16 protein-coding genes and 1 tRNA gene are annotated in these 17,795 nt (G+C 38.9%); 3 read left to right on the plus strand and 14 right to left on the minus strand.

Annotation, left to right across the window (positions count from 1 at the left end):
* Nucleotides 1-265 precede the first annotated feature (265 nt).
* From QPX86_RS10845 to QPX86_RS10895, 11 genes are all read right to left on the minus strand, one after another.
* The gene (locus QPX86_RS10845; RefSeq protein ID WP_285162641.1) at nt 266-1,660 is read right to left on the minus strand and encodes a hypothetical protein; all 1,395 of its coding nucleotides are present in this window, start codon (nt 1,658-1,660) and stop codon (nt 266-268) included.
* Between the two features lie 107 nt (nt 1,661-1,767).
* Nucleotides 1,768-2,559, minus strand: a complete 792-nt coding sequence (locus QPX86_RS10850; protein WP_285162642.1) for a hypothetical protein — start codon at nt 2,557-2,559, stop codon at nt 1,768-1,770.
* On the minus strand, nt 2,559-3,527 hold the full coding sequence (locus tag QPX86_RS10855; RefSeq protein WP_285162643.1) for a vWA domain-containing protein: 969 nt from the start codon (nt 3,525-3,527) through the stop codon (nt 2,559-2,561). Before QPX86_RS10855 ends, QPX86_RS10850 begins: the two co-directional genes overlap by 1 nt.
* A complete protein-coding gene (locus tag QPX86_RS10860; RefSeq protein WP_285162645.1) occupies nt 3,527-4,531 on the minus strand; it encodes a vWA domain-containing protein in 1,005 nt (334 codons plus the stop codon). The genes QPX86_RS10855 and QPX86_RS10860 overlap by 1 nt, the downstream gene beginning before the upstream one ends.
* Complete coding sequence (locus tag QPX86_RS10865) at nt 4,524-5,030, minus strand: DUF4381 domain-containing protein (RefSeq protein WP_285162646.1); 507 nt, start codon at nt 5,028-5,030, stop codon at nt 4,524-4,526. Before QPX86_RS10865 ends, QPX86_RS10860 begins: the two co-directional genes overlap by 8 nt.
* Nucleotides 5,027-5,956 (minus strand): DUF58 domain-containing protein, encoded by a 930-nt coding sequence (locus tag QPX86_RS10870; protein ID WP_285162647.1) that lies wholly within the window; start codon nt 5,954-5,956, stop codon nt 5,027-5,029. The genes QPX86_RS10865 and QPX86_RS10870 overlap by 4 nt, the downstream gene beginning before the upstream one ends.
* 9 nt (nt 5,957-5,965) lie before the next feature.
* Entirely contained in the window at nt 5,966-6,934 is a 969-nt protein-coding gene (locus tag QPX86_RS10875) for an AAA family ATPase (protein WP_285162648.1), read from the minus strand.
* A 451-nt stretch (nt 6,935-7,385) separates the two neighbouring features.
* Entirely contained in the window at nt 7,386-7,907 is a 522-nt protein-coding gene (locus tag QPX86_RS10880) for a VanZ family protein (protein WP_285162650.1), read from the minus strand.
* 121 nt (nt 7,908-8,028) lie between these two features.
* Complete coding sequence (locus tag QPX86_RS10885; RefSeq protein ID WP_285162651.1) at nt 8,029-8,724, minus strand: aspartate/glutamate racemase family protein; 696 nt, start codon at nt 8,722-8,724, stop codon at nt 8,029-8,031.
* A gap of 84 nt (nt 8,725-8,808) precedes the next feature.
* Nucleotides 8,809-9,210: a GFA family protein gene (locus QPX86_RS10890; protein WP_220754637.1), complete on the minus strand. Its 402-nt coding sequence runs from the start codon at nt 9,208-9,210 to the stop codon at nt 8,809-8,811.
* Between the two features lie 278 nt (nt 9,211-9,488).
* Nucleotides 9,489-10,760, minus strand: a complete 1,272-nt coding sequence (locus QPX86_RS10895; protein WP_259651350.1) for a metal-dependent hydrolase family protein — start codon at nt 10,758-10,760, stop codon at nt 9,489-9,491.
* Nucleotides 10,761-11,044: 284 nt separating this feature from the next.
* On the opposite strand from QPX86_RS10895, the gene QPX86_RS10900 reads away from it, so the two are divergent.
* Nucleotides 11,045-13,147, plus strand: coding sequence for a S9 family peptidase (locus QPX86_RS10900; RefSeq protein ID WP_407696585.1), 2,103 nt, complete (start codon nt 11,045-11,047; stop codon nt 13,145-13,147).
* Nucleotides 13,148-13,347: 200 nt separating this feature from the next.
* Complete coding sequence (locus tag QPX86_RS10905; protein WP_285162652.1) at nt 13,348-13,569, plus strand: hypothetical protein; 222 nt, start codon at nt 13,348-13,350, stop codon at nt 13,567-13,569.
* Nucleotides 13,570-14,080: 511 nt separating this feature from the next.
* Here the strand turns inward: QPX86_RS10905 and QPX86_RS10910 are convergent.
* Both QPX86_RS10910 and QPX86_RS10915 read right to left on the minus strand, forming a co-directional pair.
* Nucleotides 14,081-14,168: transfer RNA gene (locus tag QPX86_RS10910), tRNA-Ser, on the minus strand.
* A gap of 266 nt (nt 14,169-14,434) precedes the next feature.
* On the minus strand, nt 14,435-15,067 hold the full coding sequence (locus tag QPX86_RS10915) for a YchE family NAAT transporter (RefSeq protein ID WP_220754639.1): 633 nt from the start codon (nt 15,065-15,067) through the stop codon (nt 14,435-14,437).
* A 375-nt stretch (nt 15,068-15,442) separates the two neighbouring features.
* Here QPX86_RS10915 and QPX86_RS10920 point away from each other — a divergent pair, with 375 nt between their 5' ends.
* Nucleotides 15,443-15,589: a hypothetical protein gene (locus QPX86_RS10920; protein ID WP_285162654.1), complete on the plus strand. Its 147-nt coding sequence runs from the start codon at nt 15,443-15,445 to the stop codon at nt 15,587-15,589.
* A gap of 122 nt (nt 15,590-15,711) precedes the next feature.
* On the opposite strand, the gene QPX86_RS10925 is transcribed toward QPX86_RS10920, so the two are convergent.
* Nucleotides 15,712-17,772 (minus strand): dipeptidyl-peptidase 5, encoded by a 2,061-nt coding sequence (locus QPX86_RS10925; protein WP_285162655.1) that lies wholly within the window; start codon nt 17,770-17,772, stop codon nt 15,712-15,714.
* Between the last annotated feature and the right edge of the window lie 23 nt (nt 17,773-17,795).

A 17,795-nucleotide genomic window follows, 5' to 3' on the forward strand; every position in this document is an offset into this window, starting at 1 on the left:
TTATTTTTTTGTTAAAACATACTTATCATTGCTCACTTTTTAGGCTGTAGCATGGTTAAAATCATTGAATACGTATGCAAAAAAATGGAGATTTAAACCAACTTAAGGAAATGCTTAACTAATTCAGATTGTTACTTTAAAAGATTTTTGATGTAGCTTAATTGATAAACTTTCAAGGTGTGTAAATGAAAACCGCTGGAGGGTAATAATGGGCCGCGAATAATATGAGTTGTAACAATTAAATTTTTTTAAATGGCTTAACCCTCTAATTTAAATCAATATTATACGATGATTTTGTACTTGATTTAAAATATTGATAAGTGTTATTTACAGGAATATAAGCAAGTAATTGCTCAAACTCCGCTGTAGTCATAGGCGTTGTATCACCTTCGGAATACGCTTGGCTTAGTAAGCGTTTAATCAATGCCGTTTGATGACTATCAGCATTAAATACTTTCCTAAGCGAGTTAACGACAGTCGTTTGTTCATGTGATTCTATCGCGCTGTTTGGTGCTATTTTGTAATTCAGATTTAATTCAATCTTATAATCAGTTTTTAATTGAAAGTAACGATATAGAAGCAAACACACACTTGTATAATCACCGCTATGATACTGTTTACGAAGCTGCAATTTAAGTTGCCTGACTTCATTTTGCGTCAAAGATAAATAATATTTTTTAATACTCGCAGTTGGGAATACACCTAGTTTTAACAACAAAAAAATGGACAGCAAACCTATAGCTATCAACCCGATTATAATCTCGTTTGGCAACAAGGGGGCACTTCTATCTTTGTTATTATTTTTTGCTGCCCCGCCAACAGACCAAGACATAGCTGGCACAACCAATTCTATAACGTTATCTTTATCAGTGTTGTACCAATATATTATCTGCTTAGGAATATTGAATATGCCCGAGGTCTCAAATATATAACTACTGGTTTGCTTTGCTGTTCCGGTTAGTGCTCCACGATTTGTTCTATCATTTAATTGAGTTGGTTGCTGATAAATACTTAAGCCTTCTACTTGGTAATGTTCGAGCACAGGCAGCATCATAGCGGGTACATCTTTCGCTGAAATATTAATGGTTTGGGTAACAGCGTCACCCACCTTAAATGATCTTTTCAGATCTATTTTATCGAGAGGTTCATTGCCAACAGTTTGGCTCACAGAAATATCGACCTTTGACGAAACAATTAATTTTTCTTCAATTAGTGATAAGTCATTTGAATAACCAAGCTCTGTAATTCCTTTTGGCATTAGCGCTGTAAACTCAAAACCAGCAGTATTTATTACGCCTTCAACTACACCATCGTTTTCAGTATTCACCGAAACAAAAACTTGAAACGCTGGCAGTTCAAATGCACCTACATGCATTGGGTACAAAGTAATCTCTCGGATCAAGTAACTCCAAGACTCACCATTGACCTTTTTTGTCCCAGTAATAGCAGAGCCTGTAATAGGTAAAAATACAATATCGTTAAATGCGGGTGGCGTGACTTGAACGCCTTTTGCAAACCAACGAGGTGTTGCCACTTCAACTTGAATGACAATAGGCTGTTTGACGATAAAAGGTCCTGTTGTTTTCATCCGGATATCAAGGGTTAATTGATTAGTATCAATTAATGATTCGACAGTTGCACTGTAACTATGAGGGCTCAAAAACAAACCGAATAGAACGCAGCATATGAACAGTAATGTTCGAAAGTTTTCAAATAAAACAAAGCGAATTAGAGAAGTGACATTCGTTATATTGCTGAGCAATGACATTATTTGCCCTCCTCTACAATATTGTTATTCTCATCTGCGATATCACGAGAATTAAGGTTGTCATCTACATTGATTTGATGAGTTGCAAGGCTTTGCATTTGAAACTTATTGGCCAAAAATCGAGCTGGATCTTTTTGAACTTGTCTTAACCACATTTCATTTAATTTTGGATCAAGTAATAATTGACTCGCGTCATAATGCTCAGCCACCTCTAACACTATTTCATTTTTCTTTGCGCCTTCTCCAGTCTGTGGATCATCCCCTAGCTCTTGCGGAGAATCACCTGCTTCACTTTGCTGGCTTTCAGCAATACGATTCACTTCATCAATGATATTTTGAACAATGGCTAAATTGTGTTGTGCTTGCTCATTGTTTGGATATGTATCAAGCACTTGTTGATAAACGTTTCTTGCTGCGACATACCGCCTAGCGTGCGCTAATGCATTTGCTCTCGCAATTTGATCTGCTTCACCTTCGAACTGGTTATATAAAATTGCCGATTGATCAAATGCTTCAGCGCCATACAAACTGTATGCTTGCCAACGTACAAGGTTAAACTGGTTTGCAGCTTGTTGAAAATGACCCAATTTAAACAGCAACATACCTTGCTGATCTCGCGTCAGCCAGAGATCAGCAAAAGATTGAGGCTTAATAATGGCAAAAACAGTGCAAGCGACAGCGACGCCAATCAGTAATCTTACTCGCCATTTTTTACACCAAAAAGTCAGTTTTGCCCAAGGTTTTGAGATAACCAATATGATGTTATTAACGAGTAATTTTGCTTGAGTCATTACCATTGCAATGTCCACCCTCGCCTAAACCAGAGTAAATACAGCACGGCCACTAAATACACCAGCCAATATCCAGCATCTAACCAAGGCCGGCTTTCATCTTCACTGACCGCAAGATTATTATCGATATAACGATTGACCTCTACGACATCCTGCTTATCGTCTGATAGTAGTATCATGCGACCATCAGCTAATTCGGCAAGAGTTTGTAATCGTTCGAACTGCATCGGAATAATAATTGAACCCACCTCATCAGATTCACTGTTGTTTCGCCCAATTGCCCAAACTATTAACTGATGCTGAGCCTGAGAAAAGTATTGCTCAAACTCATTTAACGCATCATCACTGGTGCCATCAGTAATTAATAAAATTGTACCTGGTGTATTGGTCGCTTGAAGCAAAACGTTGGCCAGCGGTAACACGCTTTGTGGCTGCTTTCCGGAATGAGGCATAATCTTATAACTTAGCGAGTCTAAGAACTGCTTAATCATTTTACTGTCATTGGTTATCGGCATAACGGTGTGAGCCGTTCCTGTATAAGCAATGAGGGCCGTATTCGCATCACCACGTATCGTTAGTAATTCAATAATCTTTTGTTTCGCGCGAGTTAGTCGAGTAGGAAGTACATCCGTCTGCTCCATGGTTTCAGATAAATCAAGGGCAATAATCAAGGCTGATTTATCTTCAGTAAAAGGACTTTGTTGTTGCTGCCAAGTTGGTCCTATAAGCACTAAAAGACTTAAAATACCCAATACTAATGTTAAGTTTAACGGTGAAATAAATTTTTGTTTGTCGCCATTTACTGTCAATGTCTGCAGTATTGTTGGTGACATATGTTTACGCCAATCCACCAAGTTGTCCTGTCGCTGCTTTAAACGATAAACAATATATCCCAAAGGGAAAATGACTAATAACCACCAAGGCCTCAGTAGATGAAAATGCTGCATCTGAATAATCCACACATCCATTATCGCGTTTCCTTAATTTTTCTAGGAAAACGAAATGTGACAATGAGCAATGATATTAAATAAAGGGATAAAAACAATGCGATAGGTATGAAGTGAATGCTGGTTCTTGGCCTGAATGTTTGCGACTCAAATAATTCTGGCTCAAGTTGATTAATCTCGGTATAAACATTTTCAAGTGCCTTAGTATCAATTGCTTGAAAGCTTTTTCCGCCAGTTATATCTGCAATACTTTGTAAAACGGCCAAATCCACCTTCTCTTCGTCAGCAGCGGCTGGGTCGCCGATCGCAATCGTGTAAATTTTGATATCTGACGCAGCTGCGACTTTAGCCGCTTCAACAGGTGGAACTTTAGATGCGGTATCGTTTCCATCAGTTAATACGATTAACACACGATTTTGGGTATCATGATGACCAAATACGCTGATTGATAAGCCTATGGCATCTCCAAAAGCAGTACTTTGCCCCGCCATACCGACTTGGGTGTCATTTAGTAAGGTTAGCCAAGTGTCCAAATCATTAGTAAACGGTGCTTGTAAATAAGGCGCATCACCAAATAGGATGAGTCCTAATCGATCATTTTCTCGTTGGCTAACAAATTCACGCAAGACTTGTTTTACCGCCGTTAGCCTATCAACACTATTAGTCTGATTTCCGCCTTGATTTGGCAAGTAAAAATCTTCAACATCCATGGAGCCAGATAAATCCACCGCTATCATTAAGTCTCTGGCAGACTTTTGTTGCGTAACGGCTGCGCCGATCATTTCAGGTTTGGCCATTGCAACAACTAAGCAAAACCAAGCGAGCACTAAAAGCAGTTTTTGGATGTTTTTACGCGTTAAGACCACTGCCCCTAATTGAGGTTTTTCGCCAGTAATATCGACTAATTGCTCAAAGTAAGGCACTTGAACAGAACTGCGCTTTTCTTTGTAAGTAGGCGCTATCAAATAAATTATTATAGGTGCAAACAACAAAATAAAGCACTGTGGGTACGTAAACTCAATCATACACACCTCGATGATGTTCAATCCACAAACGCACTTTCTGAGTCAATGAATCCATCTGATCAGACGTCATGCTCCAGTCTGAATCATAAGCTAAACGATGCAGCATGAATGCGCCATCTTCACCAAAGCTAGATTGAGTGCACTGCTCATCGAGCCATTGGGCCCATGAATTACCTGACAAGTTTGCTATCTCAGTGCGCTGGTATCCCCCAAGTGCAGTTTTACGCAATAGATTAGGCAGTTGTCGAAAAATAGGTTGAGTTGACAATTTCTCAAATGGCGGTAATTGATTTAACCAAGCAATTGCATCACGTCGATACACATTATGCTGATATAAACGCCACCTTAAATACAGTTTACGTAAAAAAATAATAAATAGAAAAAAAGCAACGACTTGCCAGCCCAGGGTTTGAGGCCACCAGTTAATAGCTTCTGGTGGCGTCGTTTCAATTAACTCTTTAACAATATTACTGCCCCAAGTGTCATTGAACTGACTCATTCACCACCTCGTCTAAATGCATTACGAAGCTGAATATTCACAGGTTTAATAGTATTAATGGTTAATAAAGGCACACGATACTTTGTTGCAGTTTTCGCATATAGAGTCTGCTGCGACTCGATACGCTGCTGGTATTGCTGCTGAGTTTTACCCAGAGCATCAAATTGAATTTGTAGCTCTCCGTCACTGACCACCATTTGCGCCATGCTGGGTAACTTTTGTTCTAAAGCATCAATAATATTACAGGCAATTACTTCGTTATGACGACGGATATTTTTCATTAGATGGGTGGTTTTTTCATTCCAACCGTTACCGTCTCCCACATAGATGATTAATGAATCGTGACCACATACCTGCGCGATTTTTCGCCAACCTTTATTTATACTGTCGCTAGCATTGTGACTGTTATTTCCTAAACCTAATTGATGATTAAACTTCACTACAGTGTGTAAAATTTGTGCTAAGTGCTTATGACCTCGTTTAGCTGGCAGCACAGTCTCATTGTCATCGTTAAAAATTAGTGCGCCAATTCTATCGCCTGCAGCAACAACTCGCCAACCAATCAAGGCTGCCAACTCAGCACCAATGACGGATTTCATTTTGCCTTTACTACCAAAAAACATCGATGCGCGCTGATCAACAATCAGAAATACATTACGTTCACGCTCTTCGGTAAAAACCTTTATATGCGGCTTTCCTGTGCGTTTAGTGACTTTCCAATCCATGTAACGTATATCATCACCTGCACGGTAGTGACGAAGTTCTTCAAAGTTTAAACCCCGTCCTCGTAACTTAGAGGCATAACGCCCATTTAATACGCTATTAACCGCTTGACGGGGCGAAAAGTTAATACCCTCGCCCTTAAACTGCAGCTTTCGTAGCTGATCAATATCAACGTAAATATTATTATCAGTTTTATTCATCATAAAACTCAGTTAAGCCGCTATGACTTGACGTAGAATTTCATCAATCACCTGATCGGGCGTTATTCCGTCGGCAATAGCGTCATAACTTAAAACTAAACGGTGACGTAATACACTATGAACAATACTGCGAACATCATCTGGATCAACAAAGGTTTTTCCTGCTAACCACGCCGCTGCACGCGAACATTTATCCAGTGCTATGCTTGCCCGAGGGCTTGAACCAACGGTTAGCCATTGAGCTAAAGGTGAGTCTGGATATCCCGATGGTTTACGCGTAGCCATCACAATTGCAACGATATAAGTCGTAATCGCCTGACTCATATGAATTTGATGAATTTGTTCACGAGCCGTGAATATATGGCTAGGATCGATAGTGAGCGAATTAGACTTAGTTACTACCTCTTCGGCGCGTACTAATTCAATAATGTTAAATTCTGCTTCAGCATCGGGATAATCTAATAATATCTTCATCATAAAGCGGTCCATCTGCGCTTCAGGTAAAGGGTATGTGCCTTCTTGCTCAATGGGATTTTGAGTAGCAAGTACCATAAATAACTTTGGTAATTTATGGGTTTTTCCGGCAACGGTTATTTGCCTTTCTTCCATTGCTTCAAGTAATGCAGCTTGTACTTTAGCTGGCGAACGATTGATTTCATCTGCTAACAATAAATTATTAAATATTGGACCAGGCTGAAAAGTAAGGGTCTGTTTGCCCTCCACCTCTTGATAAATTTCAGTGCCTGTCACATCAGATGGTAATAAGTCTGGGGTAAACTGCACCCTGCCAAGGCTAACCTCGAGCGCCTGTGCCAGTGTTTTAATAGAGCGTGTTTTTGCCGTTCCTGGCAAACCTTCTAGCAATACATTACCGCTGGTCAACAAAGACAATATCAGCGCATCAACCACATGAGTTTGGCCAATTACTGAAGATTGTATGGTTTGCTTAAGCTGCTGAATGTGATCGAAGCAATCGCTCATAGATTATCCTGTTGGCTTGAACTAATAATGGGATTAAAAAGAAAGAGTTGTAATAACGAAAGGTGGCTACGTAGTGTGTTTTGATATACACGCAGAGTCAGTAACAGCAGACTGTAAGCAAAGGTTGTCGATATATTAGTTGTCGACATATTAAGTGTCGACAAATTGATAATCGACATGCATAACATTAAGCCCATTCATTATCCTTATGATGGTACGAGATTATCGAAGAATCCATTTGAGCCAGTATTTTACTGAATTTACTTATGATTCATCACTTACTCATATAAATTCATCACTTGCTCATATTAAAAGTATGATAGTTATACGAGTACTGTCAATACAGCAATAGTTTTAAAACATCTGTCTTATCAATATTTATGTAACCCGTTGAAAAGCCTCTTTCAGGTCGAGTAGCTCATATCTCATTTATCAAAAAGGATAAACTTAGTTATTTGACGCAAGGTTTTTTATTAATTCTTATCGCGATGGTACTGAAAAGTGCAATGCCCAGCGCATCAGCGGCTAAGTCAGTCATATCAAAAGTTCGCGTCGTAATAAATATTTGGCTGATTTCCTCAAACAACACAACACTACTCACTACGAAAATCGCATAATAAACACGGATCTTGATAGATTTATTGACCAAAAACCGTTCACTTTTACAGTTCGCTTTTCTATTTAAATCGTTAGCCATGTTTGGGTTTGAGTTAAAGCGTAGGCTTGAGTTTACGGAAAAGCGTTGACGGTAATAGCCAATGTCTAAATAACTAAATTTACTCGCAAATAATGTAACGGCGGTAAGTAAACCAAACAAAAGAAAGTGAGCGAATTTATCGCCATAAGGAATAATCTTAACGATATCGAATAAAACATTGTTGCCACCCATATTAGCAAGATATACCGCCCAACTAATAAATAAGAAAAAGCTCACGGCAATACAAAGTGAAATGTAGCGGACGAATTTATTCATTCCCTAGCCTTTTGGTAATCCTTTGGTTAAAAAGATTACAACAGGCTGAACAAAACCAGCAAGTTAACAAATATTAAAACAAATTATCTAGTCAATGAAAAATACAGATAATTGAATGTAGTTAGTTATTAAGTGCTAATTCAACAGCCGCTTTAGCATGAATAGTCGTAGTGTCATATAAGGTGATATTGGTGTCGGATTGATTAATCAGTAGTGCTATTTCAGTACAGCCTAAAATAATAGCTTCCGCACCTTGTTCGAATAACTTATCAATAACCGCCAAGTACGCAAGTTTTGAATCAGCTAATATTTTACCTTTACACAGTTCATCATAAATAACCTTATGTACCATTTTCTGTTCTGAAGCACTTGGAACGATAACGTTTATGTTGTATTTATCCCGTAAACGCCCCTTATAGAAATCCTGCTGCATGGTAAACCCTGTACCCAGAAGACCAATGGTTTTAACTCCATCAATTGTTAATTGTTCAGCTGTGGCATCAGCAATATGAAGAATGGGTAAAGCGGTTTTATCTACAATATCGTCATAGACGTTATGCATAGTATTAGTGCAGATTAATAAAAAATCTGCTCCTGCTTTTTCAACATTCACCGCAGCATCGGCAAGAATATTCGCAGCCCCCTTCCAGTCATCTCGATGTTGTAGCTTCTCTATTTCATCAAAATCAACACTAAACATAACTATTTTAGCAGAGTGCAGCCCACCAAGTTGTTGATTAATACCTTCATTAAGCGCCTTATAATAACTGGCTGTCGATTCCCAACTCATGCCACCTAACATGCCGATTGTTTTCATTTCCCCCTCCAATTTCCTTACGTCTAAATGGCAAATAACATCTTATCTGTAGCACCCAATAATACACATCAACCTGAGGTTCAATCATCTATCTGCTGGATGGCTTACTCCATCATACAAGGTAACATCTGATATTTTTAATGAATTAATTCCAACTAAACAGCCAATATTAAAACCAAACTGATTAGGGTTTGAGCGACGTTGATGATGAGTATAAATGCCACAGTCTCGGCAGAAATAATGACTAGCGGTCATGGTGTTAAATTGATAGCAGCCTAATGATTCTTGTCCTTGAATAAAGCGAATATCATCTAAACAAATAGAAGCGACAATGGCTCCTCGTCTGCGACACATACTGCAATCACAGCGCCGAACATCGACTAAACCATTAGGTAATGACAACTCCATTTGTACTGCACCGCAGTGACAACTGGCTTGATGTTTTGTAAGTATTTCGACCCCATCGACTTCCGTTAATATAATCATTTCACATCCTTGATAAGCCATCTGAAAAGTCTCTTGAAAAGCTAGGTTGAAATTTAGTCTACAAGTAGCTCATAAATACTCAAACTTAGATAGAAGCAAAAGCTTTAATAAAACAAAATTTAGTAAAACAAAATTTAGTAAAACAAAGAATAACTTAACATGGTTTTTAGGCTAAATTGTCAAATTAACTCCATTAAAAAAGGAGCCTTAGCTCCTTTTAAACTCTATTTATGCAGGCTAATAACCTAGACATTTTATTCTAAGTGCTGTGTTTTAGCCTACTGCTTATAGACTTTACCGCCCTTCATCACAAAGTCGACATCTAGTAGCTCCTCGATATTTGTAAGTGGGCTGCCATCTGTAGCAATAATGTCAGCATATTTGCCTACTTCAATCGTGCCTAACTTATCAGACATATCAATTAAATCAGCAGCGTTAACTGTTGCCGATTTTAAAATATCACTATTGCTCATGCCCGCTTGATGCATTAACACTGCTTCTTGAGCGTTTATTCCATGTTTAGACACACCAGTATCGGTACCAAAAGCGATCTTAACACCTGCTTTATAGGACTTTTCAAAGTTAGCAAGCATATCAGCACCAACCCGAATGGCCTTGGCTTTAATAGGTTTAGACATAAAGTCTGAAGTTTCAGCCATATCAACCACTGTAGCTCCGGCTAACAATGTTGGCACTAGGTATGCGCCTGTTTGTTTGAACAGTTTTATTGTTTCATCATCTGCGTAACTACCATGTTCAACACTATCAACACCTGCACGAAGAGCAGCATTGATCCCAGCAGTTGCATGGGCATGGCTAGCCACTTTTCGCCCTAACCCATGGGCTGTTTCGACAATTTCTTTAAGCTCTAAATCTGTCATTTGTTGTCCTGTACCTGTATCAGTATCAGACAATACTCCGCCAGTAGAGGCGACTTTAATGGCATCAGCGCCATACTTAATTGCTTGTCTTGTCATTTTGCGGCATTCGTATGGCCCATCACAAAGCGTTTTCGGGGACTTCATTGCCAGTAAATCTGGAGCCATACCGTCTGCATCTAAATGCCCTCCAGTTATAGAAATACCTGCAGCAGCAATAATACGCGGCCCTTCAATCCAACCCTTTTCTACTCCATCACGTAGAGCATACATTTGCTCTGGCTCGCTCAATAAATCACGAACCGTTGTAAAACCAGACATCAGTGTAATTTTAGCGTAGTGAACACTTTTCATTGCCACATCTGCATCTGATAATTTTACCGTATCTCTAGTGTTATCTGGCCCTAACTCCATTTGTAAATGTACATGCATATCCATTAAACCCGGCATCACAAAACTATCCGACAAATCAATTAATCGGGCATCTTTGGCAATACTTTTAGCAGCAACGAAGCCTTTTTTAACCGCAATAATTTCACCATCTTTAATGACTACAGTTTGTTTTGTGAGCGGTGCTTTACCCGCAATAGTCAGTAATTCACCTGCATGGATGACTTTAGTTTCCGCCATTGCAGTGTTTGTCAGCAAACTACTCAATAAACTGGCGAGCATGATTGCGCCTAAGTTTGTACGTTTAGAGAATGGATTTTTTGATCGACAAGTGGTTAGATTTGCACAAGGGTTTACGGTCATAATTTGGTTCTTATCGTTATGTATTTATCAGTTTAATATACCGCAAAAGACACAAATGTAAATCTAGATTCACATACATTTATTATTGATTCATGTTATGTTAATTTATTCAATCAAATAAAAGTAACCCACCAATTAAACAATAAAGGGTTATCAAGCCTTAACAAATCGCAAACGTTCTACTTTATAGTCAAGGAATACTCATGAACAAAGGCATTTACCTGGTGTTAATGTTGACGCCAATGGCAGCAGCCATAACCTCTACAATGGCATTAGCCGACAACTCGGCTCCTAAATTGTCAAGCAAAGCATCAACCTCCTCTAGCGCCATCAACTCATTACAACTAGAAGATATTTTCACTCTCGAATATGCCTCTAACCTTGAAATAAATAACGATGGTGATGAAGTTTATTTTGTGCGAAATTTCATGGATATTCAAAGTGATAAAAAGCTTGGTAATATTTGGAAAGTCGATAAGAAAAAACGTTTAACGCCGGTGACCAACGGTTTACATGTGGATTTTTCACCTACTTTATCTCCTGATAACAGCAAATTAGCCTATATATCGACAGCCAGTGGCTCACCACAAATTCATATTAAATGGCTAGAATCTGGAGAGGTAGGCCAAATGAGTCACTTTAGTCAATCACCAGGTAACCTTACTTGGTCGCCAGATGGCAAAAGTATTGCGTTTACCAAGTTTGTTCCAAGTAAACCTAAATCTGTGGTGTCACTACCAGGCAAACCTCAAAATGCAGAATGGGCAAAACCAGCCATCTTTATTGATGATATGTATTATCGATTTGACGGGGCTGGTTTCACTAAACCAGGTAACAGCCATATCTTTATCATGTCAGCAGATGGTGGTGCAGCGAGACAAATCACTCACGGTCAATTTGATCATCGCAGTAATATCAGTTGGTCAAAAGACGGCAAACAACTGATTTACTCGACTAACACCCGAGAAGATAAAGAGCTTGAATGGACAGATAGCAATATCTTCAGCATCGATGTTCAATCTCAAAAAGTCTCTCAATTAACCGATCGCCTCGGGCCGGATAACGCACCTAATGTATCACCTAATGGTAAGTACATTGCTTATCTTGGTTACGATCAACATCATATGAACTACGAAAACACCATGATATACGTCATGGATATTGATGGCAGTAATAAACGTGCGATAACAACAGACTTAGATCGCTCAATTAACAGCATTCAATGGGCTGACAACAGTAAAGCGGTTTATATGAGTTACCACGATAAAGGTGAAACCTATGTGGCATATCAACCACTCAGTGGCAAACGTAAAATCGTTGCTCAAAACCTTGGAGGCTTAGCCTTTGGTCGTCCTTATACTGGTAGTGAATTTGATGTTGCTGAAAATGGCACTATTGCTTTTACATACTCAAACCCGCAGCGTCCAGCTGACATAGCTATCAGCCGAAAAGGTAATACTCAACAGTTAACAGATTTAAACAGTGATGCTCTTGATTACAAAACATTGGCAAATATTAAAGAAATCAATGTTAAATCAACCTATGACGGTCGTAATATACAAGCGTGGGTAGCTTATCCTCCGGGATATGAAGCAGACAAAAAAGCAGGTAAAACCTTTCCATTGATTTTAGAAATACACGGTGGCCCTGTTACCAATTATGGACCTCACTTTTCAGCAGAAGTGCAGCTAATGGCAGCCAGTGGCTATGTGGTGGTCTATGCTAACCCTCGTGGCAGCGACAGTTACGGTAAAGAGTTTGCTCAATCCATACATAATAATTACCCAAGCCAAGATTATGATGACTTAATGTCTGTGGTTGATGGCGTTATTGCTCAGGATGCCATTAACGAAGATGCACTATTCGTTACTGGCGGATCGGGTGGCGGCGTGTTAACCGCATGGATTGTAGGTCACACTGACAGGTTCAAAGCCGCAGTAGTGGCAAAGCCTGTTATCAACTGGTTTAGCTTCGTGTTAACCACTGACATCTACCCGTTTGTAGTTAAAAACTGGTTTGAGAAAATGCCTTGGGAAGATACTGAACACTACATGAAGCTATCGCCAATTAGCTATGTTGGAAATGTCACTACCCCAACTATGTTACTTACCGGCGAAGCGGATCAACGCACCCCAATCGCAGAAACTGAGCAATTTTACCAAGCGCTAAAACTACGTAATATTGATACCGCCATGGTGAGAATACCTGATGCCCCACACGGTATTTACAAACGGCCAAGTAATTTGATGTCGAAAGTTGCTCATATACTTTGGTGGTTTGATCAATATCAGCAGCCAAATAATTAACACACTTTAAAATACATAAAGCCAGAGCATCGACTCTGGCTTTTTATTAGCTAGCTAACAATCATTTTTCTCAAACCACCACCTTTTTTACTACGCTTGGCATCCGTTCATGTTCTGCTCATATTCAAACCGCTAAAATGCAGTTATTGCAATTCATTAAGCCGTGTTGTCAGTACATTTAAATTTGTATGGAGCTGAAAATGTTGAACTATAAAACCTTTTATCATCAAACAATCCAAAAGATAAAAACGAGCTTGCCCTTATTTATATTAACAAGCCTTATTATTGTTAGCACAGGTTGTACTACGGTTGTTCGCACCTCACCAGCGCACAAAGTCGTAAATCATGCTCCCGTTAAAAAAGTCGTGGTTGTACAACCGGTAAAAAAAGCCAATGTAGTTGTGGTAAAAAAATATCGTTAAATTATTTGACGACTTTGAAAGCTTGAAAGTAAAAATATATGCTGTGTTTCACCAGTTTTTAGATGGCAAAACGCTTGGCTTATAGTAAATCAAAAAAATGCTCAGGATGTTTTTATTATTGTAAGCTTCTCTGCTCTCTGCTTTCTTCTCTGTTCTCTGTTCGTCCTATTATTTGATATGTCTGTCATCGTTAATTATAAACATAGTTTTTGACGCGTTGATTAAGGATAGCGAAAACACAGGTTTCAGTTTATTACACAGCCACTGTGCAAAAATTTAAATACTCTTTTACTTCTAAAGTTCGGCAATCTATCAAGTTCTACAGCAAGGTAACGTTACTATTACTTTGCTAGCTTTAATTTAGTCAAAACTTAATAGCATTGACTAGATTCGATAGCCTGACTCTTAGTTCTAGAACTATAAATTTAATTGCTTCTTAACAGGAAACTAGAGGTAATATTAAATTTTAGGCATAAAAAAAGACGTCCTAGGACGTCTTTTTTTAAGAATTTGGCGGTGACGGAGAGATTCGAACTCTCGAAGGGTTGCCCCTTACACACTTTCCAGGCGTGCTCCTTCAGCCACTCGGACACGTCACCATTTTGATGCTTGGCATTTTACGTGAGAGCAACACGGTTAACGATACTGAGTTCAATTAAGTATTGATATCAAGATGTTCGTGAACGGACGGTACTTTACGCAAATGCGCATTTGGGGTCAAGGGAAAATCCCCTATTCCAGTCCTATTGCGCATTTGCTGTGCAAAACTTTAAAAACAATGACTGTCGTTACTAATATAATGTACAAATAATGCTGTTAGGTCATTGCCCTAAGGCTAAAAACTCAGGCTTATAATCTGAAAAAGCTAAGCCATTAAGGTTGGAAACAAGCCTTTTAGTCCTGCCGCTATTACTTCAATACCAATTGATAGCATCAGTAGACCCATTAAACGAGTAATGACGTTAATACCTGTGGTACCAAGTACTTTAAAAATCACCGGCGCTAATCTGAATAATCCCCAACTCATTAATCCAAATACAATTACCGTAACTGACATGCCAATCATATCGATCATTGAATCATGAGTTGAAGCATAAACAATCACTGAACTAATCGCACCGGGGCCTGCCATTAAAGGCAATGCGAGTGGTACAACCGCAACTGACTCCATGCCTGATGCTTCACGATCTTCTTCTTGGTTACGCTTTACTGGGCTTAATTTACCTTGCAACATCGACATAGCAATAATTGCAATCAAGCTACCGCCTGCAATTCTAAATGCCGATAATGAAATGCTGAACATGTTGAGAATGTGCTGACCAATAAATATAGTCACCACTAAAATGACTACCACAGCAAAATTCGCGACCTTACCAGTGTGGTTACGCTCAACTTCAGTTTGGTGACTGGTTAAGCTTACAAATACAGGCAATAGTCCTACAGGGTTGATAATAGCCACTAAGCTTAGAAAAAACTTAACGTAAAGCATTAAATCCACAAGAAAATCCTCAAATTAAATGTTTTGTGGTGCAAAAAATAATCGCGCAACTTTACTGATTTTTTGCTTTTTATCAAATGAGATTTTTTAAAACTTTGAGCCAGTTAATAATATTTCTAATCCTTGATTCATTTTGCTTGTTCGGGTTAGATTTACTTATGAAAAAGCATGCTTCACTTCACATTTTATCGGCTAATAAATGTCTTAAAAAAACATTCAAATATAATTAATGAAAGTTAATTTCATAATTTACCTTAAATGAATATTTCTCAGCCCATATGTGGCAACATTTGTTATAATGCTGTCTCATTCTGAATATAAATTACTGTTTGCATTCTGTTTAATCAAAATAAAAACAGTTAATTGAGGTTTCCCATGGGTAAACGAAATAGAATTAGCCTTAAAAACGGCCAACGTAAAATTACAGGCTCTAGAAGAAGGTTAGCTTATTTTCTGTGGATAACAAAAACCGGCCGTAAATGCCCGCCTACTGAGCTTAAACTTGCTGACGGCAATAACTAATTGCATCTAGCTGACAAACCTAATATCAGCTTGTATATCAAAGTTATTAAAATCGAACATAAAAAAAGAGATGCTATCAAGCATCTCTTTTTGTTTTATTAAACGTTAATCAGCGGTAGCTATTACTTCTTTTCAGTCCAACGATCCATCCAACCTAGTACGTTTTTGTACCATTGTTGTAGATTATCTTGGTTAAGGATCCAGTGATTTTCATCTGGGAACATTAATAGCTCAGATGGAATATCATTACGTTGCATGTATGTGAATGCAGCTAAACCTTGGCCGTATGGAACACGGTAATCTTTTTCACCGTGGATCACTAACATTGGCGTTTTCCAGTTTTCAACATAATTTACTGGGTTAAACTTTTCATACAGCTCTTTGTTTTCAGTGTATGTGCCACCAAACTCATATTCAGGGAACCAAAGCTCTTCTGTTACATGATACATAGAGCGCATATCAAACAAACCAGCGTGATTAACTAAACATTGGAAACCATCACTCCAATTACCTTGGAACCAGTTCATCATGTAGCCACCATATGAGCCACCTAATGCGCAAGCGTTTTCAGTATCTAACCATTTTTGTTGCTGACCAACGGCTGCTAAGCCTTTTTGTAAATCTTCTAAAGGTTTGCCACCCCAATCTTTAGAGATTGAATCTGTAAATGCTTGACCGTAGCCAGTAGAACCATGGAAATCCACCATCACGACACCGTAGCCAGCACCAGCCCAAAGTTGTGCATTCCAGCGACCACTAAATGAATTGCCAAATGAGCCTTGCGGGCCACCATGAACTAAATATGCGACAGGATATTTTTTACCAGACTCGTAGTTAGCAGGTTTAATCCAGTAACCATGTACAGTCTCATTATTCCAACCTTTAAAGTTAAACTGTTGAAATTCACCAAATTGAATTTCAGCTAGTTTTTCTTTGTTGACGTTGGTTAAACGCGTCAGGTTCTCACCTTCTAAACTGATTTTGTATAAGTCACCAGGTTCAACAAGTGATTTATTACTGAAGATAATGCTTGAGTCAGTCACGGCAACTAAACTATTGCTACCGTCATTATAAATAGGACGTACATCACCAAATTGAGTATTCACTTCGAAAATGCTCACTTGGCCAACATCTTGAGCTGTGACATATAAAGTACGGCCATCATCACTAAAAGTGAGTGAGTGCGGGCTGCGATCCCAAAGTGGTGCGACTTCTTTTTCTGCGCCTGTCACTGTATCACGTAACATTATGCGGTAACGGTCAGCTTCAAAACCAGGCTTACTCATTGCAAGGTAAGCTAATTGACGCCCATCTTTAGAATATGTCGGCTGTGCATCCCAAGCTAAATTTTCTTCAGTTAAGTTTTCAGCATCACCACCAGTAACAGGGACTTTCCACAAATCGTAGTTAGTCGTCCATGCTTGGTCTTTACTTGGCGCTTTTGCGCTGTATACGATATGTTTGCCATCAGCAGTAAAGGTCACTTCTTCCATGCCAGAAAACGGCTTTGGCGGTGTTTCAGTATCTAAACCCAAAGTGACGTCAACAACTTCGGTGACTTGTTTGCCATTTAACTGACCAACAAATAAATGATTACGAGCATGATCTTCCCATGTATCCCAATGGCGAACCATCAATTGCTTGTATTCACGACCAGTGGTCTTTTTGTTCTCTTCTGCTTCAATGCGATCCACTGTACACGCCAAGTCTTTACAGTCTGGAAAAACGCGCATATTCATAACAACTTGTTTGCCGTCATTAGAAATTTTGTAGCCATTCACATCTAATGGTAAGTCTGTTACTTGCAGCGCTTCACCACCTGATAATGACAAGTTATACAGCTGACTTGAGCCATTACGTGCCGCTAAGAAGTAAATTGATTTGTCATCAACACTAAAATTAACGTCGTGTTCTGTGCCTTTGTGCGAGGTAATTTGAACTGGCTTTGCATTTTTATTGCTTAAGTCCAGCAAGTATAAATCTGAGCTACTCTCGCCATCTGCATCAATATTTTTAACGGCATAAACTAATTGCTTGCCATCATTAGAGACTGCAGCTGAATGTAACTTATTTAAGTTAACCAATTGCTGAACATTAAAAGGGGTTTTAGTTGAATCGGCTGCTTGAACTGACAGTGCAAGTCCTGCTGCACCAAGTGCAAGTAATAGCGATGATTTTTTCATGGGATGAAGTTCTCTTGTTATTT

It is taken from the genome of Shewanella goraebulensis, assembly GCF_030252245.1.
GTDB lineage: Bacteria > Pseudomonadota > Gammaproteobacteria > Enterobacterales > Shewanellaceae > Shewanella > Shewanella goraebulensis.